This window comes from Rathayibacter sp. VKM Ac-2879, from assembly GCF_015351245.1.
Taxonomy (GTDB): Bacteria; Actinomycetota; Actinomycetes; order Actinomycetales; family Microbacteriaceae; genus Rathayibacter.
The window spans coordinates 1-23633 of sequence record NZ_JADKSO010000003.1 but is presented as its reverse complement, the minus strand read 5'-3'; the positions used below and the strand labels follow the sequence as shown (position 1 = coordinate 23633).

The following is a 23633-nucleotide window of genomic DNA, read 5'->3' as shown; positions in this document are numbered from 1 at the left end:
AGCGATCCGGTTTCGGATCGGCCCCGGTGGGAAGTGGAGGGGAGCACCATCCCGGAGCCGCGTGCTCCGCCCCACCGAGAGGAACCCGCCGTGGTCGCCATCGCCCCGCTCCACGACCGCTTCGAGGGAGTCGAGAGAATCGCCGTGCTGCGCGGCGGCGGACTCGGCGACCTGCTGTTCGCGCTGCCCGCTGTGGACGCGCTCGCCCAGGCGTACCCGGGCGCTGAGATCACGCTGCTCGGCACGCCGGCTCACCGGGTGCTGCTCGGCGGAGTCGGCTCCGCGATCGGCGACGTCGAGATACTGCCGGTGGCCCAGGGCGTCCGGGACGGCGAGGGGGAGGACGAGCGGGTCGTCGAGGACTTCACCGCTCGGATGCGGGGCCGCCGCTTCGATCTCGCGGTGCAGCTGCATGGAGGCGGCCGCTACTCCAACCCGTTCCTCGCGCGGCTCGGCGCTCGGCACACGATCGGCAGCCGCACCCCCGATGCGGCCGAGCTCGAGCGCACCGTCCCGTACCTCTACTACCAGCACGAGATGCTGCGCGCGCTCGAGATCGTCGGTCTCGCGGGAGCCGCTGCGGTGCGGCTCGAGCCCGAGGTGCCGGTGGAGCCGCGGCGGCGCGATCGGCTCGCCCCGGCGCTGCCCGGCGCCGGCCCGCTCGTGATGGTCCATCCCGGGGCGACGGATCCGCGGCGGCGCTGGCCCGCCGCCTCCTTCGCCGACGTGGCCCGGGCACTGCTCGCCGACGGGGCGCGCGTGCTCGTGGTCGGCGACGCCTCCGATGCCGTCGCCGCGGACGAGATCGTCGCGCAGGCGCCTGGAGCCGTGTCCTGGGTCGACGTGGTCGAACTGGGCGATCTGCCGGCACTGCTCTCGCTCGCCGACGTGGTGCTGGGCAACGACAGCGGCCCTCGGCACCTGGCTGCTGCGGTCGGCACGCCGACGGTGGGAGTCTTCTGGGTCGGCAACGCGATCAACGCGGCTCCGTTGGGCCGGGGGCGCCACCGGGTGCAGCTCAGCTGGACGACGCACTGCCCCGTCTGCGGTCGCGACGCGACCCAGGTCGGCTGGACGGCTCCTCGCTGCGAGCACGAGCCGAGCTTCGTCGACGACGTGCTCCCCGCCTCCGTTCTCGCCGACGTCCGCGAGCTGCTGACCCGGTGAGCCGCGAGATGCCACTTATGCGCACGACACGCCGAGGCGGGGGCTCATAAGTGGCATCTCGCGGGGGAGGAGGAGGAGGCGGAGGGGGTCAACGGGTCACGGCCAGGACGGCTCCTCCTCATGGGTGATGACGAGCTCGCGCACCTCGCACCCGCGGGGCTGGCCGAGGACGAACAGCACGGCATTCGCAACGTTCTCCGGATCGTTCAGCAGCGCGTCCGGCCCGGGCTTGTACTGCTCGTCGCGGTCGTCGAAGAAGCGCGTCTTCATCCCGGAGGGGATCAGCGTGGTGACACCGATCTCCCCCTTGGTCTCGGCCGCCAGGGCGCGGGTGAAGCCGAGCACCCCGAACTTGGACGCACAATACGCTGTCGCGTCCGAGACGGCCTTGATCGCGAGCGACGACGCGACCGTCACGACGCGGCCGTGGGTCTCGGTGAGGAACGGCAGGGCCGCGCGGACGACGGCCGCAGTGCCGAGGAGGTTGACCGCGATGACACGTTCCCACTCCTCCGGCTCGACGTCGACCAGGCGACCGCAGCGGTCGATGCCCGCCGCGGTCACGACCGCGTCGAGTCCGCCGTGCTCACGCGCGATCTCGGCGACAGCCTTCTCGGCCTCTCGGGTCTGGGCGACGTCGACCCGGTAGGCGGCGACGCCGTCGTGCACGGTCGACACATCGCGGTCGAGCACGATCGGAGTGCCTCCCGCGGCGGTGACCGCGGCAGCGACGGCGGCACCCAGGCCGGAGGCGCCTCCCGTGATCAGGATGCGGCCGAGGGGAGTGGGAGTGGTGCTCATGGTGTCCTTCCGGAGGGGTGGATCGATCAGCCGACGCGCGCGAGTGCGGCGGCGAGATGGGTGGTCGAGCGGCCCGGGTGGTAGGGCACGGTCAGCACGCGCCCGCCCCACTCGGCGACGGTGGCCGTCTCGGGCAGGGACTCGGCGGAGTAGTCGCCGCCCTTCACCCAGACGTCCGGCCGGACGCGACGCAGCGCCTCGTCCGGCGTGTCCTCGCCGAAGACGACCACGGCGTCGACGCACTCGAGCGCGAGCAGCAGGTCGACGCGGTCGTCCTCGGGGATGATCGGCCGCGACGCCCCCTTGAGGCGGCGCACAGAGTCGTCCGAGTTGAGGCACACGATGAGGCAGTCGCCGAGCGACCGGGCCGCCGACAGCGTGCGGGCATGGCCGGCGTGCAGCAGGTCGAAGCAGCCTCCCGTGGCCACCACGGTGCCTCCTGCGCTGCGCACCGCCTCGGCGACGCGCAGGGCGTCGACGTCTCCGCGCAGAGGAGCCGGGTCGGCGGGCATGGCGAGGGAGGCGACTCCGCCCGCCAGCAGGTAGGCGCCGGCGGCGGCGACCGCCGTGGCCACGGCCTCGGCAGCCGTGGCCCCGCGGGCGAGCGCGACCGCTGCGGAGGCGGCGAACCGGTCGCCCGCCCCGCACGGGTCCCCCGCGGGCACGGAGGCGGCGGGCACCACCACGGGCACGCTCGCGCCCCGCGCGCGCAGCAGCGCACCGGAGGAGCCCATGGTGACGGCGACGGCCGCGCAGCCCCACCGCTCGAGAAGGGTGCTCGCCGCCGACTCGGCCCGCGCCACTCCGCGCCCGGTCGCTCCCGAGAATGCGCTCGCCTCGGCGAGGTTCGGAGTCGCGAGGGCGGTCGTGGCGACCGGCCGCGAGCCGCGCGGATGCGGGTCCCAGACCAGAGGAACGGTGAGCCTCTCGAGCGCGGCGCGCAGCTCGGCGTGCTCGGTGAGCCTTCGGCCGTAGTCGGCGACGACCACCGCGTCGACCTCGCCGAGCGCGGCGAGCATCTCGGCGGTGATGCCGGGGATCGGCGGAGTCTCGCAGCCGCGATCGATCCGCACGACGGCCTGTCCGGAGGCGGCGACGCGCGTCTTCACGGGCGTGGGCGCCCCCGAGGGTCCTGCGATGACGCGGATCCCGTCGAGCTCGGCGCGCAGCTCGGCGACGTCGGGATCGTCGTCGGCCGCGAGCGCCGTCACCAGCGTCACCTCGTGTCCGTCGCGCGCGAGCATCCTCGCGACGAGCCCGGCGCCTCCCGCCCGCACGCTGCGGGCCGTCACATCGACCACGGGCACTGGAGCGTCGGGGCTCAGTCGTTCGGCCGGCCCGGCGAGGTCGATGTCGAGCATCACGTCGCCGACGACGGCGATCCGGCTCACGCCGTCGCCCCCGTCCGGGCGCGGATGCGGTGCTCGAAGGCGCGGCAGAGCGCGTGCACGAGCACGAGCTGCGCCTCTTGCACGTTCGCCCCGTGCCCCTCGAGGGCGATCGACTCGTCGCAGATCTCGGTCAGGGGGTTCGGACCGGCGCCCGTCAGCGCCCACGAGCGGGCTCCCGCGGCGCGAGCGGCGTCGGCAGCGTGGAGGAGGTTCGCGCTGCGCCCGCTCGTGGACAGCAGCACGACGATGTCGCCGGACCTCGCGTGCGCGGTGACCTGCCGTGCGAAGACGTGGTCGAAGCCGTAGTCGTTGCCGATCGCGGTCACGCTCGAGGTCTCGGCGTGCAGAGAGAGGGCCGAGAAAGGGATGCGGTCGCCGTCGAAGCGGCCGACGAGCTCGGCCGTCAGGTGCTGGGCCTCCGCCGCCGAGCCGCCGTTCCCGGCGGCGAGCAGACGCGCGCCCGCATGCAGGCGGTCGGCCAGTTCCGCGCCCCACGCGGCGATCCGGTCGGAGTGACGTCCGAGTTGTGCGACGACGTCGAGCGCATGCGCGACGTGGTCATCGACCAGTCGTCGCGCGGCGTCGGTGGGAGTGTCGAGAACGGTGTCGAGGGTCATCGTCGCGGTGCCGCCTTCCGGGAGCTGGGGGATGAGGGGGTGCCGGTGAGCAGGGGCCGGTCCTCGCCGAGCGCCGCGAGGGTCGCGGTGTATGCGCGTTCGGTATCGGCGGCCACGCGCTCCCAGGAGTAGCGGGACTCGACCCGGTCGCGGCCCGCGGCTCCGTATGCGCGAGCCCGTTCGGGGTCGGTGAGGAGTGCGGTGAGGGCCGCGGCGAGGGCCGCGGGGTCGCGCGGCGGAACGTGCACGCCGGTGACGTCCTCGACCACCGTGTCGATCAGCCCGCCGACGGAGGTCGCGACAACCGGCACTCCGCAGGCCATCGCCTCCAGCGGAGTGATGCCGAACGGCTCGTACCAGGGCGCGCACACCACGACCTCGGCCGAGCGCAGCATCGCCGGCATCTCGTTCTGCGAGAGCTGCCCCACGAAGTCGACTCGGTCGGCGACTCCGAGGCTCTCAGCGACCGCGTGCAGGCGCTGGTACTCGGGGTCGGCGGTGAGGGCATCTCCCGAGCCGGAGCCGCCGACGATCACCAGCTCGGCGTCGACGCCGGCTGCGACCACTCCGGACAGCGCCTCGATGGAGATCCCCATACCTTTGCGCGGCACGAGCCGGCCGATGGTCATCAGCCGTCGGCGCTCCCCGCGCGGCGCGACCGGGCCGTCGACCGTGAACCGGTCGATGTCGACTCCGCACGGCACGACCGAGATGCGTGCCGTCGGAACGCCGAGGCCCTTGAGCTCGAACGCCTCGTCGGAGCAGGTTGCGATCACGCCGTCGACGCGCTGGCCGACGCCCGGCTCCAGCCAGGCGCGTTCCTCGGGACTCGTGTCGAGTGCGCCCTGCTGGCGGCGCTTGACGACGCCGAGGGCGTGGAAGGTGTGGAACACCGGCACGCGGTCACCGGTCGCGCGCTCGACCCTGTCGGACGCGTCGAGCGCCGCGACGCCGGACATCCAGAAGTGGCTGTGCACGAGGTCGGGCCGCTCTCGCTGCCAGTCCTGCGCGAGGTCGACGGCGAAGTCGCCCATGAAGGGCAACAGCTCGTCCTTCGGGACGGGAGCGGCGGGCCCGGCGTCGACGTGCACGACCTCGACTCCCGACGTGAAGGCCACGCGGCGGGGGAGGGAGGGGTCGTCGCGACGCGTGTAGACCGTCACGCGGTGACCGCGGCGGGCGAGCGCGTCGGCGAGCGCCGCGACATGCACGTTCTGGCCCCCGGCGTCGACGCCGCCGAGCGTCGCGAGAGGGCTCGCGTGCTCCGAGACCAGCGCGATCGTCAGCGCACGGGCGGTGGGATGCTGCTTCATCGGGTGCTCCCTTCGAGGATGGTGGCGGGGACTCGAGGGCGCAGGCCGCCGAGCACCTCGTCCCAGTCGCGGTGGAACCGAGCGAGGCCGTAGCGCTCGAGTGCGGCTTCCCGGGCCACCGCTCCGGCCCGTGCGGCCCGTTCCGGGTCCTCGACCAGCCGGCGAGCGGAGGCGAGCAGCGTGTCGAGGTCGTTCGAGATCGCGCCGGCCTCGGGAGGCACGGCACGGCCCGCCTCCGTCACCTCGAGCGCGACGACGGGCATGCCCAGGTGCATCGCCTCGAGCAGGGCGAGGCCGAGGGAGGTCCAGCGGAACGGGTGCAGGTACACGCGGCGGCGGGCGAGCGCGGCGTGCATCGCCTCCGTGCGGACGTCGCCGAGCACGGTCGCCGTCTCGAGACCGGGCAGTGCGGTCAGCTGCTCGGCCTTCATCCCGAAGACATCGAGCGGCGCGACGGCGGCAAAGCGGGGGAGGAGGTCGGTGCCCGCGACGCGGCCGCGGCGCACGGGCTCGTTCACGACGACTCCGAAGTGCGAGAGCTCGCCGGTGTAGAGGGGGCCGGGATCGCGGATGCCGTGCTCGATCACCGTGGTCGGCGTGGAGCCCGTGTCCCACATCAGAGCGTTGAAGTGCGTGACGTGCACGATCAGCAGCTCGTCTCGGTCGGCGAAGGGGTGCCGTGTCGTGGGAGCGTCGCCGCGAGGGGTGTTGTGCTCGACGTACACGGCCGGGATCTCGCGGCCCAGGCGCCGGCCGAGCAGGCGCTCCGCCTCAGCGAGCTCCTCCGGGCGCTGGAGGAGCACCGCATCGACCTCGGTGTCCCGCACCCGGTCGGGAGCGATCTCGACGGCGTTCGGCCAGTCGCGCCCTCCCGCGCCCAGGCCCCAGCCGTCGCGAGCGGCGGTCGTGGGCAGCAAGTACTCGTGCGCGCCGCGGACGAACGCGTCGGCCCACCCTCCGTGCACATGCCAGAGCAGGATCCTCATGCGATCGCCTCTCGATCCGGGGTCGCTCGGGCGGCGCGGCGGAGGCGCAGGGCCGCGGCCACCGCCTCCTCGGCGCTCACGCCCGCGAGGCACGGATGCCCGGGCACGGGGCACACGCGCGCCCGGGAGCCCGCGCACGGCGCGTGCTGATCGCCCAGCAGAGCGACAGGCACGCCGTAGGGCGCCCAGCGCACGGCCGGCACGACCGGGGCGAAGAGGCTGACCACGGGTGTGCCGACCGCTGCGGCGAGGTGGGCCGGGCCGGTGTTGCCGCAGATCGCCACCGAGGCGCCCGCGAGTACCTCGGCGGTCCCCGCGAAGTCGGTCGCGCCGCCCAGGTCCAGGCCCCGCGTCCCTGCGACCTGGGCCGTCAGCGCCCGCTCGCCTGGGCCGCCGGTGACGACCACCGCGACGCCCGAGTCGGCGAGCAGCTCGACGGCCTGCGCGGCGCTCGCGGCGGGCCATGTGCGTGCGGGCACGGCGGCTCCCGGATGCAGGACGACGTAGGGCCCGATGCCGTCGAGGGCGGCGGGGAGGTGACCCTCGCGCCGCACCCGCAGGCGTCCGTCGTCGCCGTCCGGCAGCGTGAACCCGGCCGCGGCCGCGATCTGGAGCGCGCGCTCGGGTTCCGGCTGATCGTCCGCGAGGGTCTCGCCCGGCACGAGGCGCACGTCGAGCAGGGCGCCGGCGAAGTCCACGGAGGCGCCCGAGACGCGGCCGACTCCGAACACGCGCAGCAGAAGTGCGAGCGGCAGCGGCGACTGGTGGAAGGAGGTGAGGATCACGGCCTCGTCGGGTGCGAACTCCTCCACGATGGCGCGCAGCTCCTCGACGAGGCCCGCGTCCGCCGGCCGTGAGGCGTCGCCGATCCACGGGCACCACCAGGTGCGCACCACGGAGGGGCCGGGGAGCAGCGCCGCGGCGGCCGCGCCCTGGGGGCCGCAGAGCAGCAGCACCTCGGCGTCGTCGGCAATCGCGCGCACCGCCGGCCCGCACAGCAGCACGTCGCCGGCGCTGTCGAGCCGCGCCACGAGCACCCGGCGGGTCACTCCGTGTCCTCCGGCTGTGCGGCGAGCAGCAGCTCGACCGCTTCGAGGAGGGTGGGCGCGCACACCTCGGCCGCCGCGACCTCCTCGGCGCGGGTGATCGGAGTCGGCACCAGCACGCCGCGGGCGCCGGCGGCCGTCGCGGCGCCCACGTCGGCGCCGATGTCGCCGATCACGGCGAGGGTGTCGGCGGGCAGCCCGAGCGCCTCTGCGGCGCCGAGGACCATCCCGGGCGCGGGCTTGCGGCAGGCGCAGCCGTCTCCGGGAGCGTGCGGGCACAGCATCCACACGTCGAAGCCGCCGAAGAGCTCGTCGACGCGACGGTTCACCGCCTCGGCCTGTGCGCGGTCGATGATGCCGCGGGCGATGCCGGACTGGTTCGTGACGACTCCCACCGCGAGCTGTGCTTCCCGAGCGCGCTCGACCGCGTCGAGGGCCGTCGGCATCGGCTCGACCCGCTCCGGGTCGCCGTTGTAGGGCACATCGACGATGAGGGTCGCGTCGCGGTCGAAGAGGATCCCCCGGAGCTGAGGGCTCGCCCGGCGCGTGTCGTTGTCGCTTGGCGCGGTGCGGGGGATCGGCTGGCTCACCTCCTTCTCGTACCCCCTGCGCGGGGTTGTAAACCGCGGAGGAGGAGAAGTCGTCGGCTCGGGCGCGTCGATGCGCAGGGCGTCGGCCGGATCCTCCTGGCGCGTCTGAGCCTCGCTCCGCGGGGTACCGGGACCGTGACAGGAAGGAGGCGCCTTGCTCGCTCTCGCCGCTCCGGACGGCACCCCGGAGATTCTCGCCCTCCGTGCCCTCAAGCTCGGCGACCTGCTTGTCGCCGTCCCGGCTCTGAAGGCGCTGCGGCGCGGCTTTCCCGAGCATCGGCTGGTCCTGGCCACGACGCCCTGGCTCGAGCCGATCGTCGACCTCGTCGAGGGGGTCGACGCCCTCGTGCCCACTCTGCACGGCCTCGACGACCCGCTCCCGATCGACCAGGGGCGGACCGAGCTCGCCGTCAACCTGCACGGAAACGGGCCGGAGTCGCGGCGGCGGCTGCGCGAGATCGCCCCGCAGCGCACGCTCGAGTTCCGTGTGCCGGCCCTCGACCCCGGTGCTGGGCCCGGCGATCCGCGTCCGCTTTGGATCGACGGCGAACTCGAACGCGCACGCTGGGCCCGCCTGGTCGGCTCGATCGGCCTCGACGCCGACCCGGACGACGTCGCGATCAGGATCCCGGAGGCGCCAGCGCCTGTCGCGGGAGCAGCCGTCGTGCACATCGGCGCCTTCTACGGTTCGCGGGAGTGGCCGGAGGAGCGTTTCGCCGAGGTCTCCCGCGCGCTCGCCGCCGAGGGCCGCCGCGTCGTCTACACGGGAGGCGCTAACGAGGCCGCTCGCGCCTCCCGCGTCGCCGAGCTGGCCGGCACGGGGGAGGTGCTCGCGGGAGCCGTCGACCTCGTCGAGTTCGCGGCCGTCGTCGCTGCGGCCGAACTCGTCGTTACCGTCGATACCGGCGCCGCTCATCTCGCGTCGGCCTACGCCGTCCCCTCGGTCGTGATCTTCGGTCCGGCCTCGCCCGAGGCGTGGGGACCGCCCGCCTCCGGGCCGCACGTCGTGCTCACCGACGCGTCGCTGCGCCGCGGCGATGTCTTCTCGGCGGAACCCGATCCGGCACTGCTGGCCGTGCAGGTCGACGACGTGCTCGCGGCCCTCGCCTCCCTGCCCGCGCGGGAGGGGGCTCGCTCGCGCGCGGGAGGGGTACCCAGGGTCAGGCCGAGCGCAGCTGAGCGGCCGGTTGCACCGGCGTGACCGTCGCGACGCGCGCCCGCGGTGCGCGGGGCTGATGCCGGCGCGAAGGCGCTCCGAGACGTTCGGCCAGCTGCGCGAGGATCCGGCGCTGGAGACGCGACACCTGCATCTGGGTGATCCCGAGGGCGTCCGCGATCTGCTGCTGCGTCCGTTCCTCGACGAAACGCATGCTCAGCAGCTCGCGCTGCCCGTCGTCGAGCTCGGCGAGGGCCTCGGCGAGCCCGTGCCGCCGGTCGATCTCGAGGAGGCGCTCGTCCTCCCCGCCGAGCGTGTCGCCGAGCCGCACACCGCTCTCACCCGCGCCCACGGTCTCATCGAGCGAGAGCGGGTGCCCGGCGCTGCGCGCGTCGGCGACCTCCGCGGCGCTCACTCCGAGGCGTCGCGCGATCTCGTGGTCGCCGGGCTGTCGCCCGAGCTCCTGCGCGAGTTCGTCCGCGACCACGACCGAGCGCCGGTGCAGGTCCTGCACTCCTCGCGGCGGACGGATCGTCCAGCCCAGATCGCGGAGGTGCCGCTTGAGCTCGCCGGTGATCGTCGGCACCGCGAAGGCCGCGAAGCTTGCACCGCGCTCGGGAGTGAATCGTGATGCCGCCTTGACCAAGCCCACGTAGGCGACCTGGCGCAGCTCCGCCCAGTCGCCTCCTCCTCGCGACACGCGTCGGGCCATCGCCTCGGCCAGACCGAGGTGGTCGAGCACGATCCGCTCGCGGATCCGATCGCCCTCTGCACCGCTTGCGCCGGCCGCTTCGTGGAACAGGGAGAGGGTGCGCGCGTCCTTCTCCTCCCGGGCGCTCTCGCTGAGCCCGAGGGGTCGGTCCGTTGCGGTGTCGAGGTCGATCATGCTGATGCGTGCTCCTTCCGGGCACGCCGAAGGGAGTCTCCGGTGCGGCGTGCTGCGCGACTCGGACGACTCGACGGGCCCGGGCCCAGCGCACCACTGCTCCTTCTCGTGGTCGAGTCGGTTGACTCGGAGCAGTGCGCCGGGGTATGCGGCGAGGCACCCGCCGGGGCGCGTGCTCGGCGTCGCCGGTAGGATTCCCCTCGTATGTCTGAGCTCACTCCGCCCCTGGATCGCGCGCCGGACGCGCACCCGTTCACCACCGCGACCGGGAGCGACGTCCGCGTCCGCTTCTGCCCGTCGCCGACCGGCACCCCCCACGTCGGACTCATCCGCACCGCCCTGTTCAACTGGGCGTATGCGCGGCACACGGGGGGCACCTTCGTGTTCCGGATCGAGGACACCGACGCCGCGCGCGACAGCGAGGAGAGTGTCGAGCAGATCCTCGACGCCCTGCGCTGGCTGCGACTCGACTGGGACGAGGGCGTCGGGGTCGGCGGCCCGCACGGCCCGTACCGTCAGTCCGAGCGCACCGACGTCTACCTCGACGTGATCGCGCGCCTGCTCGCCTCCGGGCACCTCTACGAGAGCTACTCCACGGCGGAGGAGATCGACGCGCGCAATGAGGCTGCCGGTCGCGCGAAGCAGCACGGCTACGACAACCACGACCGCGGGCTCACCGAGGAGCAGCGCGCCGCCTTCCGCGCCGAGGGCCGTCAGCCGGCTCTGCGCCTGCGTGTCCCCGACGCCGATCTCTCGTTCGACGACCTGGTCCGCGGCCCGATCACCTTCCCGGCCGGCTCCTTCAGCGACTTCGTCGTCGTCCGCCCCAACGGGCAGCCGCTCTACACGCTCGTGAACCCGGTCGACGACGCGCTCATGCAGATCACGCACGTGCTCCGCGGCGAGGACATCCTGCCCTCGACCGCGCGCCAGATCGCGCTCTACCACGCGCTCATCGACATCGGGGTCACCACCTTCGTGCCGCGCTTCGGCCACCTGCCCTACGTGATGGGCGACGGAAACAAGAAGCTCTCCAAGCGCGACCCCTCCTCGAACCTCTTCCATCACCGTGACCGGGGCTTCATCCCCGAGGGCCTGGTCAACTACCTGGCCCTGCTGGGCTGGTCGCTCACCCACGATCGCGACGTCTTCTCGATCGACGAGATGGTCGCGGCGTTCGACGTCGTCGACGTCAACCCCAACCCGGCGCGCTTCGACCTCAAGAAGGCCGAGTCGATCAACGGCGACCACATCCGCCTCCTCGCGGTCGACGATTTCACCGAGCGGACCATCCCCTACCTCGTGGCAGCGGGGGTGCTCGAGGGGGCGCCGGGCGCCGAGCAGCGCGCCGTGCTCGACGCCGCGGCGCCGCTCGTGCAGGAGCGGATCGGTCTGCTCGGCGAGGCTCCCGGCATGCTCGGGTTCCTGTTCACCACGGCCGATGCGCTCAGCTACGACGAGGACGCGCTGAAGGGCCTGCCCGCGAACGCCGGCGAGGTTCTCGCCGCGTCCGTCGGCGCGCTCGAGCTCGTGCCCGAGTCGGAGTGGCTGACCGCCTCGGTCCAGGAGGCGCTCGCCTCCGCGCTCATCGAAGGGCTGGGCCTGAAGTCGCGCATCGCCTACGGCCCGCTGCGCACCGCGATCTCGGGGCGCCGCGTCTCGCCTCCGCTGTTCGAGTCGATGGAGATCCTCGGCAAGCGCGAGTCGCTCGCGCGCCTCGACCAGCTCTCGGCCCACCTCACCGCCTCGCGACAGGCCTGAGCGTGGGGGAGGCGATCGGAGGCCGCTACGACGTCGTCGTGATCGGCGCGGGTCCCGCGGGGCTCTCGGCGGCCCTCAACCTGGTGCGCGCGCGCCGCAGCGTCCTCCTCCTCGACAGCAGCCGCCCGCGCAACGCAGCGACCCTGCACTCGCACGGCTTCCTCACCCGCGACGGCATCTCGCCCCTCGAACTGCGGCGCCTCGGTCGCGAGGAGTTCGAGCGCTACGAGGCCGCCGAGGTCGGCATGGCCCTCGTCACCGGCGTCGAGCGCTCGGGAGGCGAGTTCGTCGTCTCCGCGCGCGGCGTACGCGGTTCCGCCGACCGCTCCGTCGTCGCGACGGCCGTGGTGGTCGCCGCCGGGCTTTCCGAGCGACTCCCGGCCCTGCCGAGCCTCCGCGCCTACTACGGCACTGCTGTGCACAGCTGCATGGAGTGCGACGGTTACGAGAAGGCGGGCGAGGCGCTCGCCCTCATCGGCGAGACGGACGACCTCGCCGAGCGAGCGATGCTCCTCTCGCAGTGGTCGACCGACCTCGTGGTGTTCACGAACGGCACGGGAGTCGTCAGCGATGCCGACGAGTCCCTGCTCGGCTCGATCGGCGTGCGCGTCGAGCGCCGCCCGGTCGCCGATCTCGTCGGCGAGCTCGCCGAGATGACCGGGGTCGCGCTGAGCGACGGCGATGTCGTCCCGCGCACCGGAGCCTTCGTGCGGCCCGTGTGGGTGCCCGTGCTCGACTTCCTCGATGCGGCCGGTCCCGCCCGCGACGCCGAAGGGTTCCTTCGCGTCGACGCCGGCGGACGCACCTCGGTGCCCGGACTCTACGGAGCGGGCGAGGTCACCGCGCCCGGGCCGCAGCAGCTGATCGTCGCGGCGGGGTCGGGAGCCCAGGTCGCCTCCGCTGTCAACCGCGATCTCGTGCGCGCGCGCCTGGGCGAGGCGGCCCCTGAGTCGGAGATCTTCGCGATCCACGGGCCGGATTTGGGCAGCGTGCGGCCATAGGGTACTGTCGTACCTCGGCGCTCGGGACTCGTTCCGCTCGCCGCAGGGCCACGAAGGCACCTTCGGATGGCCATTGGGGTATGGTGTAATTGGCAACACGGCTGATTCTGGTTCAGTTGTTCTTGGTTCGAGTCCAGGTACCCCAGCCAGATGCGTCTTACTCGAACCAAGAGAACGAGTAGACCAAAGTTCGTACATTTCGGGAGCCCCGGCAGGAGTGCCGGGGCTTTTTTGTGTCTGTTCCGCTGTCTCGGATGGGTGTTCGGTGATATGCCCGGCCAGTCGGTGGACGGCGGCGTTCGCCGTGTTGCGGTCACTGCTGAGTTCGAGGGCGCGGTCGTCATCGATCTCGACGATCATGCGGGTGAAGAACGCCAGAAGCAGGTCGCGGCGGACCGGATCGGTGGTTCCTCGGTACAGTGCGCCCGGATCCGCTAGGAGTTCTACATAGGCTGCGGCCTTCTCCGCTCCGTACTCGAGTCGTTCATCTCCCTCGCTGAGTTTCTCGGCGAGCGCATCTTTTTGTAGCGTGGTCTGCTCGAGCTTGACCTTCAGCGCAGGCACGTCGACGGAGCCGTCCATCGCGAGCTCGATGCCGTGGGCCGGGGCTACAGCGCTCGATGAGGACGTGCACTTCCTCCGGCTTATGGGAGTGCGCCTGGCGTGGAAGCATGGCGAATGAACGCTGGCCGTGGAACTGAAACGGTAGTTGAAGCGCCCTGGGTCCGTTGGAGATTCGCGCTCTTTGATTCCCGCCAGCGGATCGCGGTCGGTTTGGACAGCATAGAACGCGTGCTCGAACTCCATGGGTGGGATGTCCCTGAGGTAGCCGTGGAGACGCTTGGTGTTGTGCCAGTGCACCCACCCGAGGGTCGTGAGCTCGGGGTCCTCGACCGTCTTCCCCGGGCCGGGGCGGGCGGGTCCGCGGACGAGTTCGGTCGTGTAATAGCCGTTGACGGTCTCGGCGAGAGCATTGTCATAGCTGTCGCCGACGGTTCCGATCGACGGGGTGGCGCCGATCTCGGCCAGTCGTTCGCCGTAGCGAATAGATGTGAATTGAGATCCCGCGTCGCTGTGACAGCGCAGATTCTCATGGTGGCGACCGCGTGACCAGCGGGCCATCTCGATTGCGTCGAGGACCATTTCGGTGCGCATATGAGACGCGCACCGCCAGCCGACGATCATCCTGCTGAAGACGTCGATGATGAAACAGACGTACGCGACGCCGGCCCACGTCGGCACGAACGTCAGATCGGTCACCCAGAGCCGGTTCGGGCCCGTCGCGGTGAACTCCCGCTTCACCAGGTCAGGGTGCCGTGCGGCGGTCGGATCGGGCCGGGTGGTCTTGACCCGCTTGAGCGGGTCGCGCCTTCGATTCCCGCGGCGCGCATGAGTCGGCCTGTCTGGTCCCGGCCGATGTCGATCCCGGCGCGGCGGGCGCTCTTCCAGAGTGTGCGAACCCCGTAGACGCAGTAGTTCGTCTTCCAGAGCGTCACTAACTCCGGGGTGAGGACCGCGTCGCTGAGCGCCCGCGCTGACGGGGCACGGTCCTTCGCGGCGTAATACGTGCTCGGAGCCACCTGCAACAGGCTGCAGATGGGCTCGACTCCGAGCGGTCGACCTTCGACGACGTCGTTCTTGTTCGCGTCGATGACCGCGACTACTTCCGGTGTTGGCGGTCGAGCTCCGCCCCGAAGAAAGACGCGGCCCTCGTCAAAATTTCGTTCGCCCGACGCAACTCACGCACTTCCTGCTCAAGCTCCCGAACCCGGCGCGCCTCCGCGATGCTCACGCCCGCGACGTGGCCGTCGTCGACATCGGCTTGCATGACCCACATTCGCACCGACTCGACCCCGCAACCGAGTTGCGACGCGACCCGATCGACCGTCCCGTGCTCGGTCCCCAGCTCCGCCCGCAGCATGCGCACCATCCGGACCGCTGCAGCCTTCTCCTCTGGCGAATACCAACGTGCTGTTGGTTTCCCAGATCCCTGATCCGACACCACGACTCCATCCTCGTTTCCAAGGTCAGCAGCCTCCAACAAAACCAGGGCGCTTCAGTCCCGGATTATTGGGGCAATCGGCGAGGGCGCAGTGTTGGATCCCGGGCCCCGCGCGGATGAAATCTCTACTGGCGGTGCAGGCGGTCACGTCGCTGGAGGTGCTCGCTGGGACGTTAGAGCCTTACTACGCCGAGGGCGGACGCCTGCCGAAGTGCTTCGACCCGAGAATTGACCCCAAGCTTCGAGTAGATATTCGCCAAATGACGCTTGACGGTGCCTGCGCTAATGTGCAGTGCGACTCCGATCTCAATATTCGTCAATCCTTCTGCAAGTTGTGTCAGCACTTCCGTCTCTCGTCCCGTCAGTACGGATGAACGAACGTGTAGCGGTTGCGGGCCGGTGCTCACATGAATAGAGCTACGTTTGGACGATTTGGCCACAGACTCAACGGCCAGAACAAGCTCATCGAGTTCTTCTTGGTAGCCTCGCACGTCCCACACCTGCTTCGATAGGGAACTACGGCTAGCGGGCGCGGGGTCGCTGCTAATTTCCAAGATGCGGGTTGCGGGTGCGTAAAGCGCGATTGAGTCCATGACCAGCGCCCTCGGCGGACCACTCAGGTTCGCGTCCAACACGAGTACTCGTGGGCGATGTACCCGGCTTAGAAAGATGGCGTCGTTGCCGTCACAACCGACACCGACAACGTTTAGTCCGGTTCCTGTCAGGAGGGATGACGCGAGCGCGCCGGCGAATAGACGCTGCCGTAGAACAACTGCCGCGGTCATTTTGTCCTCAATATTGTGAACTGTCTCCTCCAAAGAAATTGCTGCGATCATCAGCCGAGCTCGTTCTCGGTCGAGTTTGCAAGTCCGATCCACGCACGAACCACCGGGTTGCTCGTCACGATGACGACGATGCGCACAAGCGCGGCGCACAAGACGACCGCGGCATTCACGACGAGATAGATCCACGCTGGCAGAAGCGTGTCGTAGGGAGGCTGCACCAGGACTGCTTGAACCACTAAGAGAACCGCGTTTACGGTCGGTACGAATTGCACCAGTGCCCGTGCAAAGAGCCGCCGGTTGAGGCCCCTCGCCGCTTCTGGCGCGCGAGGGCCTGCGCCGTCGCTCGGCTGGTGTGGGTCGTGGATGGACATGGTGGGTACCCCCGGGTCGCGCTCTGCTGGTGTGTGATCTCCCCAGTCGGGACGGTAAACGATGCCACCGACACTCGAAGATACGTTCGACAGAGTAGAGCGCAGGAGGATCCCTCAGGATCCGGCGATCAGGCCACTTTCAATGGGCGCTTCGGCCCACCTTTCCATGGAAAACTGCTCCTGACCTGGGCTAACAATCCTCGGTCAGGCGTGGGGGAGCGCTAGCGGATTCACCGCTTCGCCATCTGCTCCGGCTCAGTAGCCCTTGCTCGCCGTGCGCCGCTCGGCGTCGATCGGCCCGACGGACAGTTCCTGCGCGTACGACGTCGCGGAGCAGAGGGTCACATTAATGGGGAGCGAGGTCGCACGCGTTGCGCCTGGGATTTGAACGCGGAGCCCGGCAGCATGCACCTGATTGCCGCAGTCGCCGTTCGTTGATTCGGCAGGGATCCACCGCTTCCAGGCGTAGGCCTGCGTTCCCGCCTCGAGGTGCACAACCTGGCCACCTACGGCATTCGCGTCAGCCTCGTCCTGGGTGCCGAACGGAGTACCGGCGTCATCGATGAAGGAGACGAGGGGGAACCCAGAGATGTCACAAACGCGCTCGCCCCCGTTGCTGAAGACGAGGTATCCGGAGCCCGCTACCTCCTCCGGGGTCTCCTCGAGCTGGACCGTTATCTCGTCCTGACAAACCGAAGCTGAAGCGGTGGTTGACGGCGTCGGTGTGGGAGTAGAGGTGGTGGCTACGGTGTTCACGGGGGAGGAAGCAGGCGTCGTGGTCACGCCATTGGGCGCGCCTGTCCTACCTGAGCATCCGCTCAGCAGCAACCCAGCAATAAGGACGCAAGTACCGACGGCGGTGATTTTTTGGATGCTCATGCACGGAAACTACCAGGCCAGGCACGCGAAATCCGTCGGAACCGCGGCCGCCCGCCACCCGAACCTGGCCCGCAGTATGTAGGAACTTTGTCCCACATGGTCGAGTTCGCGCCCCATCGGTTGCCGCTTGTCTGTCTTCTGCGCGGCAAGCGCACTAAACACATGGAGAAGATCATGGCATTCAACACGGTTTCCCAGGCGAATGCTTGGGCAATTGCGCACCCAACAAAGAATGTTGGAGCGGGGGGACCTTCCTGGTCCGGCTGGTGCGCAGCACTTATGTTCTGGGCAGGGAACTTTGACCGTTCGTGCGACACCGCTGCTGAGGGCTCGTACAACAGCGGCATCATTTCGACGAACCCCTCGGCCGCCCCTGCCGGTGCTTTCCACTGGTGGCGCATGGGCTCAGAAGGCCACGTAGCGCTCGACCTGGATGGCGGCGGAACCCGCCTGCTGATGGCGAGTTCGAAAGTTAGCAACTACGGCACCGCAATCGGGACGATCTCCTGGGCAGGCTACGGTGGTGCTGCTTATGCAGGCTGGTCGCTCGACTTCGTCGGGCAAAAGCTTGCTGACGTTGGTACTCCTGCTGCTGGGACGGGAACTCCGAGCGGCGGAATCAGCAACGTCGATGGCGTGACTTTGCAGAAGGTGGCACAGAAGGGCGGCTACACCGGTCCTCTCGACGGGGTGCCCGGAACCAACACGTGGATTGGCATCCAGACCTTCATGCGCGGTTATGGGTACACGGGGCCCATCGATGGCGCCCCAGGAGTGAACACCTGGATGGCTCTGCAGAGGCTCGCCCAGGAAGGTGGGTACACCGGTCCGATCGACGGGGTCCCTGGGACCAATACGTACACCGGTTTGAATAACTGGCTCGCAGGCAACGGCACCACTTCCCCGTCAGTTCCGACTGGTCCACGTGGCGTTTACGGTATCGACACCGGAACGACGCAGCGGGATCTGGATTTCAATGCCGTCCGTGCCGCTGGATATCAGTTCGCGATCGTCAAGGCCGGCGGGACGAATGTTGCACCCATCTATGTGGCACCTCACTATCACGACCAGGTTACCCGCGCGCGCAGTGCGGGCCTGAACGTTGGCCACTACTGGATGGCAGGGTCAACGGATCCAGTCGGTGACGCCAACTTCTTCGTCGACCATCTGTACGACTACCGAGACGGCGACATTCTTGCGCTGGACAACGAGAAAATCGACGACGGCATCTTCTGGGACGACGCGAAGACCGCATCGTTCATGCAGGTCGTCAAGAACCGACTCGGACGAGCCCCTTTCCTCTACACCTACTCCGCGATGCTCATCGCGAACACGTGGACTCAGACGAAGGCAGTCGGATCTAAGCTCTGGATCGCCCACTACACGACGCCCGCCTCGCCCAACATCGGAAGCGCGTTCCCCTCGTGGGCGATCCACCAGTACTCGTCGTCGGCGAGCATCAATGGCATTCCGGTTGACGTGAACATCGCGCGAGCGAGTGCATTTGACGGCCTTTCGCCCGTTCCGTACGGTGAAACTGCTCCGCCGACCGGCGGCATCGTTTCCGGTGGTTCGGGAACTCCCGTCACCTCGACGCAGTCGCAGGGGGTGATCCTGCAGCGTCTCGCGCAGCGGGGCGGCTACACGGGGCCGCTTGACGGTGCTCCGGGTGCGAACACCTGGAAGGGTGTCCAGCAGCAGCTGCGAACGCTCGGCTTCTACGACGGCCCGATTGACGGATCACCGGGAGTCAACACCTACAAGGGCGTTCAGCTTCTCGCGCGAGCCTACGGTTACACCGGCCCGATCGACGGGGACCCGGGTCCGAACACGTATGCGGGGGTCAGCGCCTACCTCGATAGCGCTGGCGGCAGTGCGGCGACAGGCAGCGACGGGCAGACAATTCAGCGAATCGCCCAGGCTGGTGGCTACACGGGAGCGCTAGACGGAGCACCGGGCACAAACACCTGGAAAGGAATGCAGCAAGTTCTCGCTGGGTACGGGTACGTAGGGCCGGTCGATGGTGAAATGGGTTCGAACTCTTGGAAGGCGCTCCAGCGTCTCGCCGCGAAGGGTGGCTACACGGGCACTGTCGATGGCGTGATGGGTGTGAACTCCTGGAAGGGAGTTCAGACGGTTCTTCGTGGCTTCGGATATACCGGGCCGATCGACGGAGCACCGGGCACGGACACCTACGTCGCGCTTCAGGCACTCGCCAAGATCGGCGGCTACACCGGACCTAGTGACGGTGTTCCTGGCCCCAACACCTGGAAGGGTATCCAGTCCCTCCTGAGCGGAGTTGGCTATACAGGACCGATCGACGGAGTCCCCGGTACGAACACGTACCGGAGCCTTCAGGCTCTCGCCGCGCGAGGGGGTTACAATGGCCCTATTGATGGCGATCCCGGCCCGCGAACCTATGCCGGGCTGGCGGCGCTTCTCGTTGCAGGCGCCGCGACTGCAACTCCGTTCCCCACCAACCCGACGCCCGTTCCGTCTTCCGGAGTAAGTAACTCGGCTTTCTTTGAGTTCCTGTATTGGCTCGAAGCGCAGGCAGAGGACTGGTTTACTTCGCATAACGATGGGCCGAATGTGCCCGAACTCATTGCGCAGTACCTCCGGGACGATGTTTACGTGGGCCTAGACTGGACTCTTCTCGCTGGACCTCGATATGGGGATTGGGTTAGCTTCGTCGAACGGCGAGCGACGGCGGCGCGGCGCCCGATCGTAACGACCTACAACCTGCCGGGGCTATCTGCTGTCGCAGTTGACCACTTCTTCGCAACGATGAACGGTTATCTGCACCGACCCCGTACCACGCGACAGACTGGTCCCGAGTTTGTCGACATCGGCGGGTGGGCTGGAGACCTCATCACCACTCTCGGTGATTACAAGAAAAGTGGTCAGCCGCTCGGCGAGTCGATTGATACTTTTGGTCGGAGAGTTATCGGCGGAACCGGAGCGAACAAGTTGAGCTATGGACTTCTGGACTTTATTCAGGATGTCGATGGCTACAACGTCGCCACTCGCTGGCATGGCCAGGGCGGCATGGGATCGATTGCTGACTTAACGGTCAGGGCAGTCACTGATACCCTGGTGTCCGGTGAGAATCGTTACGCAACGTTCCTTCGCCTTCGGTTTGGTTCGCAGGCAAACGCTCGAACGTGTGCAAACCAGGTGTTCTCGCAGGGAGCCACGAATGTCGACACGACGCTGTTCAACGGCTCCAGGACGTATCTTCTCCAGCATCCCGAGTCGAACGGCGCGGCTACGTCGGTGAGCGAGTTCTCAGTGCTGCAGCTTACTGCCCTTGCCTATGCCTGGGTGGACGTACTCGTTTCAAAAATCTAACCCAGCGAACGTGCCCCTTACTTCCTCACGGGAATAAGGGGCACGTTCGTCAGTAGGGGTGCACATTCAGCACTCGTTGCAAAGTTGCTCGCAGTCTCCGGATCGCTGCTAATGAACCTTCCGTCGTCAGAAGTTTTTGCAGTTGGTGGTATTGTGAGGAAGAACCCAGAGACGCTCGACGTTGCGCTCAGCGTCCCCAGGCAGCTTAAATCGGTCATTTCAATGGGAGAGGAGATCGCAAGTAGAGCTTGGTGTGCATCGCGCGGATGATCAGTGTCTGAGTAGGTCGAAAGCTCCCCGTCAGTCAGAGTGAGGGATGCGTTTAGGAAGTCCCGTTTCTGCACCTTGCCGAGCAATATCGCAGGAAGGTCGGAACTGAAGTCCTTCAATGACAGCTGCGTCAATATATTAAGTGCCTGGTTGTCTGAGTCGGAGGCGAAAGGACTGACCTGCCAGGGGGAGCGGATCCAGATCGGGCCTGAGTGGATGCCTTCTAATTCGCTTACCAGCTGAAATCTCGTGATGTTCGACTGCTCGTCAGTAGACAGGTCGATTAGAGAGGTGCCGTCTGACACGGTGATCTGGAGGATCGTATCGTTGCCCGCCGCAACCGTCTCGCCATAGTCTGTTAGCGCCGTGATCGCATCAATAGATAGCGGTGAATCGACGGTCGCGGCCACTCGAATGCGAGTCCCTCTCTCAAGTGCCGACGTCGGGACGGTAGAGATGCTTGAAACGCTGATGCCCGAAAGTGTGTCGATTTCCTTGCTTATCTCACTTAGGTCGACTGACTGCTGATCGCCTGGGAGGTCGCTGGTTGCGCAACCAGAGAAGAGGAGCGCGGCGACCACCAGACCCGATACCTGTGTGCTCATGATGTGGGACTTCTTCATGGGTTGAGTCTCGCATGCCTCCGAGCGGCCGATTCGATCGTGGTTCTGGGGGAAGTACTGTTTCAGCCGCGGGTTGGAGAGACGAGCGCTCGTCAGAGAGACAAGTGGGCGCGAAGATCTGCGGGTTGCCAGCGAGGATGATCGTCCTGTCATCGGCTACAAACGGCTCACAATGGTTCCATCGCAACTTGCACTGCAGGTGGACCGGGAGCAGAGCTGCGGCGCAGACTATACCGCGTAGTTGCCGAATCAGTGTCGCGCCCCGCGTGGTCGTCGCGGGATGTCGGCTCGGACGAGGTGCTGGCGTACGCAGTTGTAGCTGACGGTCATACGGTCCGCGATATTTTGGACCGATGTGCCGGCGAGGTAGAGGCGTTCGGCGTCTGCCTGTTGCTCGATCGTCAGGGGTCGACGCCGAAGACTGACTCCCTGAGCTGCGAGGACGGAGATGACCCCGTTTGCCGAGAGGCCGTACTCCTTGGCGAGGTCAGTGGTGTGTTCGCCAGACCGGTACCGTTTGGCCAGCTCTTGAGTCACCGCCTGTCCGAGTCGACGGTTCAGGGAGCGGACCGCGTCTCCGGCTGGCAGAGGAGTGGAAGTCCGCGTCGGTTTGAGCGCGGCCAGCTTGAGGAGCTCCGAGCGCGCCGGTGGCAGGTTGGCCGAATTATTGGAGTAGTTACCAGTAGGGCCTACCAAGACATGTGTACTCGAACAAATGACATCGGGATGTTGGCTGAGGCTGGTCTTGGTGGAGGCGTCGGAGTTTTTCTCCGGCGCCTTTTTGTGTTGCTCCCCCTTGGGCGGCCTCGCGGACCGCGCTTAGGGCGGGCTGTTCATGCCGGCCCGCACGGGATGCTGGCGGAGCCAGCTGTGTCCGGCATGGTCTTGTCTTCCGGCGCGCGGTGAGCACCGCAGCTTGACATCGGCGGACGAGTCGCGCGAAAGGGCAGGGCCGCGGCGCCGACCAGCGCGGGGATGGCAGCGCCGAGGATCGCGGACGTTGCCGTGGTGTCCTCCGACGCGTCGATTGTGGTCGAGCAGCTCGATGTGCCCTGCGCCCAGAGGCGTTGCCGCCAAGGGTCGCCCGGCCCTGGCCGCGCTAGTGTGTCGACGTGGACGAGGCTGCGGACGCGCCGCATGCTGAACCCACCCGCGCTGCAAACCGACTCCGCGCCTGCCGGGGACAAGCTGTGTGCTGATGAAACGAGCAATCATCGCGTGTGCCCTATTGGGGTGAGTCAAGCGTAAACTCGGCGTGTCGCTTTGATTCTGTGCTTCCTCGTCGGGTTCTCTGAGCTGTCTCCCACTTCGCGGAGGTCGTTTCAGCCTTGGGGGAGTGGCGTGTCTCGTCGCCGTATTCGTTCTGTTGTGTCGGTCTTGGCAGCGTCGCTTGCTGTCGTACTAGGGGCCACCGTCGTTGACGTCAGTTCTGCTTCGCCAGCGCCAGCGACGGTCGATTGGGGTCAAGTTAGCACCGTGCTAAGTGTGATCAGTATCGTCAGCGTCGCGTTATCATGGGTGCCAATAGTCGGCCAGGCGCTGCTCGTAGTCGCTGCGGCAACAAGTATTGCCGCAGCGGCCATCGACTGTGGCCAAGCGATATCTGGACGTGGCGGTTGGATCAATTGCGGTCTTGGGTTAGTCAGTGCTGCAGCTCCCGGTGTAGGAGCTGCGGCGGTGCGAGGAGCAGTCAGAGCGGGAGAAATAACTATCGTAAAGCAGGCCACGCAGATGTACCGCAGCTATAATGCAGTCGGTGTTGGCGCTGGCGCCATCGGTGATTAGCGGACAGGCGAGGAGGTGTTCGGTTGGTGATGATACGAGACACTGCTGGGGACCGGCCGGGCAACTTTGAGCTTTTTGAGCAAGTAAATATGGTGCAAGGTCCCACGCTAGAATCGTACTTGCGTCGTCTGCGCTATTATCTCCGTGCAATGATCGCCTCCGTACTTGCCGCGGCATTACTTATAAATTTTCTCGCATCGCCTTGGAGGTTGTTGGGTTTCGTCGTGCTCTTGTATGCACCCTACGCCTATTTTCGGCACTATTCTCTCTATCGGAAGTCTGAGGCCGTGATGACTGCAGAGCTTTCGGCGGGATATACAACAAGCAGTTCAGGGTTCTTGAATTTTCCGGAAGTCGATGGAAATTCAGGACAAGTGATCCGTCGACGCGGGGAGGAAGTCCTCAACGATGCTGATCGGGACGAGCGTCTGCAGCGGATTAAAGCGATTGTGAGAGATTAAGACAATGTGACGGCTCGATCCGACCAGCAGTGGCTCGGCATCGTCGCAGCTACCTCGATCGACCCCACGGGGCTCAGCCTCACGACCGCGACGCAGTACGCCGGCGCGGACCAGGGCTGGCGCCGCACCGGGAAGACGCTCCCCGCGGCGACCGCCTCCAACCTCTCGCCGACCACGAACGGACTATCGATCACGTACTTCGCGATCGGCGACACGCTCAGCGCGTCGGCCTGCGGAGTGCCTGTCGGATCGAGCCAGGGCGGTTTCGTGAAGACTGAGAAGAGCGCACCTCTGATAGCGCCTGGATCTGCGTCACCCTCGATGATCGAGGCCGCGTCACGAGCGTCGCCTACCCGGCAGCATCCGGAGTTCCCGCGCGCACCGTGACCAG

At 67.9% G+C, this 23633-nt stretch carries 20 protein-coding genes, 1 tRNA gene, 1 pseudogene and 1 other annotated feature; of the genes and pseudogenes, 9 read left to right on the top strand and 13 right to left on the bottom strand.

Annotated features, from left to right (window positions below; translation table 11 throughout):
- Window positions 1-90: 90 nt before the first annotated feature.
- A complete protein-coding gene (locus tag ITJ45_RS09090) occupies window positions 91-1167 on the top strand; it encodes a glycosyltransferase family 9 protein (RefSeq protein WP_323742956.1) in 1077 nt (358 codons plus the stop codon).
- A 96-nt stretch (window positions 1168-1263) separates the two neighbouring features.
- On the opposite strand, the gene ITJ45_RS09085 is transcribed toward ITJ45_RS09090, so the two are convergent.
- From ITJ45_RS09085 to ITJ45_RS09055, 7 genes are read right to left on the bottom strand one after another with little or no spacing between them, the layout of a single operon-like run.
- Window positions 1264-1968: an SDR family oxidoreductase gene (locus ITJ45_RS09085; RefSeq protein WP_194609166.1), complete on the bottom strand. Its 705-nt coding sequence runs from the start codon at window positions 1966-1968 to the stop codon at window positions 1264-1266.
- 26 nt (window positions 1969-1994) lie between these two features.
- Window positions 1995-3359: a D-glycero-beta-D-manno-heptose 1-phosphate adenylyltransferase gene (rfaE2, locus tag ITJ45_RS09080; RefSeq protein WP_323742955.1), complete on the bottom strand. Its 1365-nt coding sequence runs from the start codon at window positions 3357-3359 to the stop codon at window positions 1995-1997.
- Complete coding sequence (locus tag ITJ45_RS09075) at window positions 3356-3976, bottom strand: D-sedoheptulose-7-phosphate isomerase (protein WP_194609164.1); 621 nt, start codon at window positions 3974-3976, stop codon at window positions 3356-3358. Before ITJ45_RS09075 ends, rfaE2 begins: the two co-directional genes overlap by 4 nt.
- Entirely contained in the window at window positions 3973-5262 is a 1290-nt protein-coding gene (locus ITJ45_RS09070; protein WP_194609769.1) for a glycosyltransferase, read from the bottom strand. Before ITJ45_RS09070 ends, ITJ45_RS09075 begins: the two co-directional genes overlap by 4 nt.
- A gap of 23 nt (window positions 5263-5285) precedes the next feature.
- Complete coding sequence (locus tag ITJ45_RS09065; protein ID WP_194609162.1) at window positions 5286-6275, bottom strand: glycosyltransferase; 990 nt, start codon at window positions 6273-6275, stop codon at window positions 5286-5288.
- On the bottom strand, window positions 6272-7324 hold the full coding sequence (locus ITJ45_RS09060) for a glycosyltransferase family 9 protein (protein WP_194609851.1): 1053 nt from the start codon (window positions 7322-7324) through the stop codon (window positions 6272-6274). The genes ITJ45_RS09065 and ITJ45_RS09060 overlap by 4 nt, the downstream gene beginning before the upstream one ends.
- Window positions 7321-7911 carry an HAD-IIIA family hydrolase gene (locus tag ITJ45_RS09055; RefSeq protein ID WP_194609848.1) on the bottom strand — a complete coding sequence of 197 codons (591 nt, stop codon included), beginning with the start codon at window positions 7909-7911 and terminating at the stop codon, window positions 7321-7323. The genes ITJ45_RS09060 and ITJ45_RS09055 overlap by 4 nt, the downstream gene beginning before the upstream one ends.
- Window positions 7912-8065: 154 nt before the next feature.
- On the opposite strand from ITJ45_RS09055, the gene ITJ45_RS09050 reads away from it, so the two are divergent.
- A complete protein-coding gene (locus ITJ45_RS09050; RefSeq protein WP_194609160.1) occupies window positions 8066-9112 on the top strand; it encodes a glycosyltransferase family 9 protein in 1047 nt (348 codons plus the stop codon).
- On the opposite strand, the gene ITJ45_RS09045 is transcribed toward ITJ45_RS09050, so the two are convergent.
- On the bottom strand, window positions 9072-9953 hold the full coding sequence (locus tag ITJ45_RS09045; RefSeq protein ID WP_194609158.1) for a sigma-70 family RNA polymerase sigma factor: 882 nt from the start codon (window positions 9951-9953) through the stop codon (window positions 9072-9074). The genes ITJ45_RS09050 and ITJ45_RS09045 overlap by 41 nt on opposite strands.
- 204 nt (window positions 9954-10157) lie before the next feature.
- Here ITJ45_RS09045 and gltX point away from each other — a divergent pair, with 204 nt between their 5' ends.
- The 4 genes from gltX (at window position 10158) to ITJ45_RS09025 (ending at window position 13153) form a co-directional block, all read left to right on the top strand.
- A complete protein-coding gene (gltX, locus tag ITJ45_RS09040; protein WP_194609156.1) occupies window positions 10158-11714 on the top strand; it encodes a glutamate--tRNA ligase in 1557 nt (518 codons plus the stop codon).
- 2 nt (window positions 11715-11716) lie between these two features.
- Entirely contained in the window at window positions 11717-12715 is a 999-nt protein-coding gene (locus ITJ45_RS09035) for an NAD(P)/FAD-dependent oxidoreductase (protein ID WP_323742954.1), read from the top strand.
- A gap of 74 nt (window positions 12716-12789) precedes the next feature.
- A tRNA-Gln gene (locus tag ITJ45_RS09030) sits at window positions 12790-12864 on the top strand.
- A gap of 109 nt (window positions 12865-12973) precedes the next feature.
- Window positions 12974-13153, top strand: a complete 180-nt coding sequence (locus ITJ45_RS09025; protein ID WP_194609154.1) for a hypothetical protein — start codon at window positions 12974-12976, stop codon at window positions 13151-13153.
- Window positions 13154-13459: 306 nt separating this feature from the next.
- Here ITJ45_RS09025 and ITJ45_RS09020 read toward each other — a convergent pair.
- The 4 genes and pseudogenes from ITJ45_RS09020 to ITJ45_RS09005 form a co-directional block, all read right to left on the bottom strand.
- Window positions 13460-14720: pseudogene (locus ITJ45_RS09020) on the bottom strand (IS3 family transposase); the annotation flags it as partial.
- Window positions 14287-14421 (bottom strand) — a sequence feature (AL1L pseudoknot). Its footprint overlaps the pseudogene before it by 135 nt.
- Before the next feature lie 170 nt (window positions 14721-14890).
- The gene (locus ITJ45_RS09015; RefSeq protein WP_194609153.1) at window positions 14891-15553 is read right to left on the bottom strand and encodes a response regulator transcription factor; all 663 of its coding nucleotides are present in this window, start codon (window positions 15551-15553) and stop codon (window positions 14891-14893) included.
- Window positions 15553-15720: a hypothetical protein gene (locus tag ITJ45_RS09010; protein WP_194609151.1), complete on the bottom strand. Its 168-nt coding sequence runs from the start codon at window positions 15718-15720 to the stop codon at window positions 15553-15555. The genes ITJ45_RS09015 and ITJ45_RS09010 overlap by 1 nt, the downstream gene beginning before the upstream one ends.
- 408 nt (window positions 15721-16128) lie before the next feature.
- Window positions 16129-16752, bottom strand: a complete 624-nt coding sequence (locus ITJ45_RS09005) for a DUF4232 domain-containing protein (RefSeq protein ID WP_194609149.1) — start codon at window positions 16750-16752, stop codon at window positions 16129-16131.
- Window positions 16753-16848: 96 nt separating this feature from the next.
- On the opposite strand from ITJ45_RS09005, the gene ITJ45_RS09000 reads away from it, so the two are divergent.
- Window positions 16849-20103, top strand: a complete 3255-nt coding sequence (locus tag ITJ45_RS09000) for a GH25 family lysozyme (protein WP_194609148.1) — start codon at window positions 16849-16851, stop codon at window positions 20101-20103.
- Window positions 20104-20120: 17 nt separating this feature from the next.
- On the opposite strand, the gene ITJ45_RS08995 is transcribed toward ITJ45_RS09000, so the two are convergent.
- Window positions 20121-20996: a hypothetical protein gene (locus ITJ45_RS08995; RefSeq protein WP_194609146.1), complete on the bottom strand. Its 876-nt coding sequence runs from the start codon at window positions 20994-20996 to the stop codon at window positions 20121-20123.
- 1934 nt (window positions 20997-22930) lie between these two features.
- Here ITJ45_RS08995 and ITJ45_RS08990 point away from each other — a divergent pair.
- Both ITJ45_RS08990 and ITJ45_RS08985 read left to right on the top strand, forming a co-directional pair.
- Window positions 22931-23242, top strand: a complete 312-nt coding sequence (locus tag ITJ45_RS08990) for a hypothetical protein (protein WP_194609144.1) — start codon at window positions 22931-22933, stop codon at window positions 23240-23242.
- A 6-nt stretch (window positions 23243-23248) separates the two neighbouring features.
- Window positions 23249-23629, top strand: coding sequence for a hypothetical protein (locus tag ITJ45_RS08985; RefSeq protein ID WP_194609142.1), 381 nt, complete (start codon window positions 23249-23251; stop codon window positions 23627-23629).
- Window positions 23630-23633 lie beyond the last annotated feature (4 nt).

What these genes read in the sequence shown, in the direction of transcription:
- ITJ45_RS09085 (WP_194609166.1), bottom strand. Translation starts at nt 1,968, where the DNA reads ATGAGCACCACTCCCACTCCCCTCGGCCGCATCCTGATCACGGGAGGC.
- ITJ45_RS09075 (WP_194609164.1), bottom strand. Translation starts at nt 3,976, where the DNA reads ATGACCCTCGACACCGTTCTCGACACTCCCACCGACGCCGCGCGACGA.
- ITJ45_RS09065 (WP_194609162.1), bottom strand. Translation starts at nt 6,275, where the DNA reads ATGAGGATCCTGCTCTGGCATGTGCACGGAGGGTGGGCCGACGCGTTC.
- ITJ45_RS09045 (WP_194609158.1), bottom strand. Translation starts at nt 9,953, where the DNA reads ATGATCGACCTCGACACCGCAACGGACCGACCCCTCGGGCTCAGCGAG.
- gltX (WP_194609156.1), top strand. Translation starts at nt 10,158, where the DNA reads ATGTCTGAGCTCACTCCGCCCCTGGATCGCGCGCCGGACGCGCACCCG.
- ITJ45_RS09015 (WP_194609153.1), bottom strand. Translation starts at nt 15,553, where the DNA reads ATGATCGCAGCAATTTCTTTGGAGGAGACAGTTCACAATATTGAGGAC.
- ITJ45_RS09005 (WP_194609149.1), bottom strand. Translation starts at nt 16,752, where the DNA reads ATGAGCATCCAAAAAATCACCGCCGTCGGTACTTGCGTCCTTATTGCT.
- ITJ45_RS09000 (WP_194609148.1), top strand. Translation starts at nt 16,849, where the DNA reads ATGGTCGAGTTCGCGCCCCATCGGTTGCCGCTTGTCTGTCTTCTGCGC.
- ITJ45_RS08995 (WP_194609146.1), bottom strand. Translation starts at nt 20,996, where the DNA reads ATGAAGAAGTCCCACATCATGAGCACACAGGTATCGGGTCTGGTGGTC.
- ITJ45_RS08990 (WP_194609144.1), top strand. Translation starts at nt 22,931, where the DNA reads ATGATCGCCTCCGTACTTGCCGCGGCATTACTTATAAATTTTCTCGCA.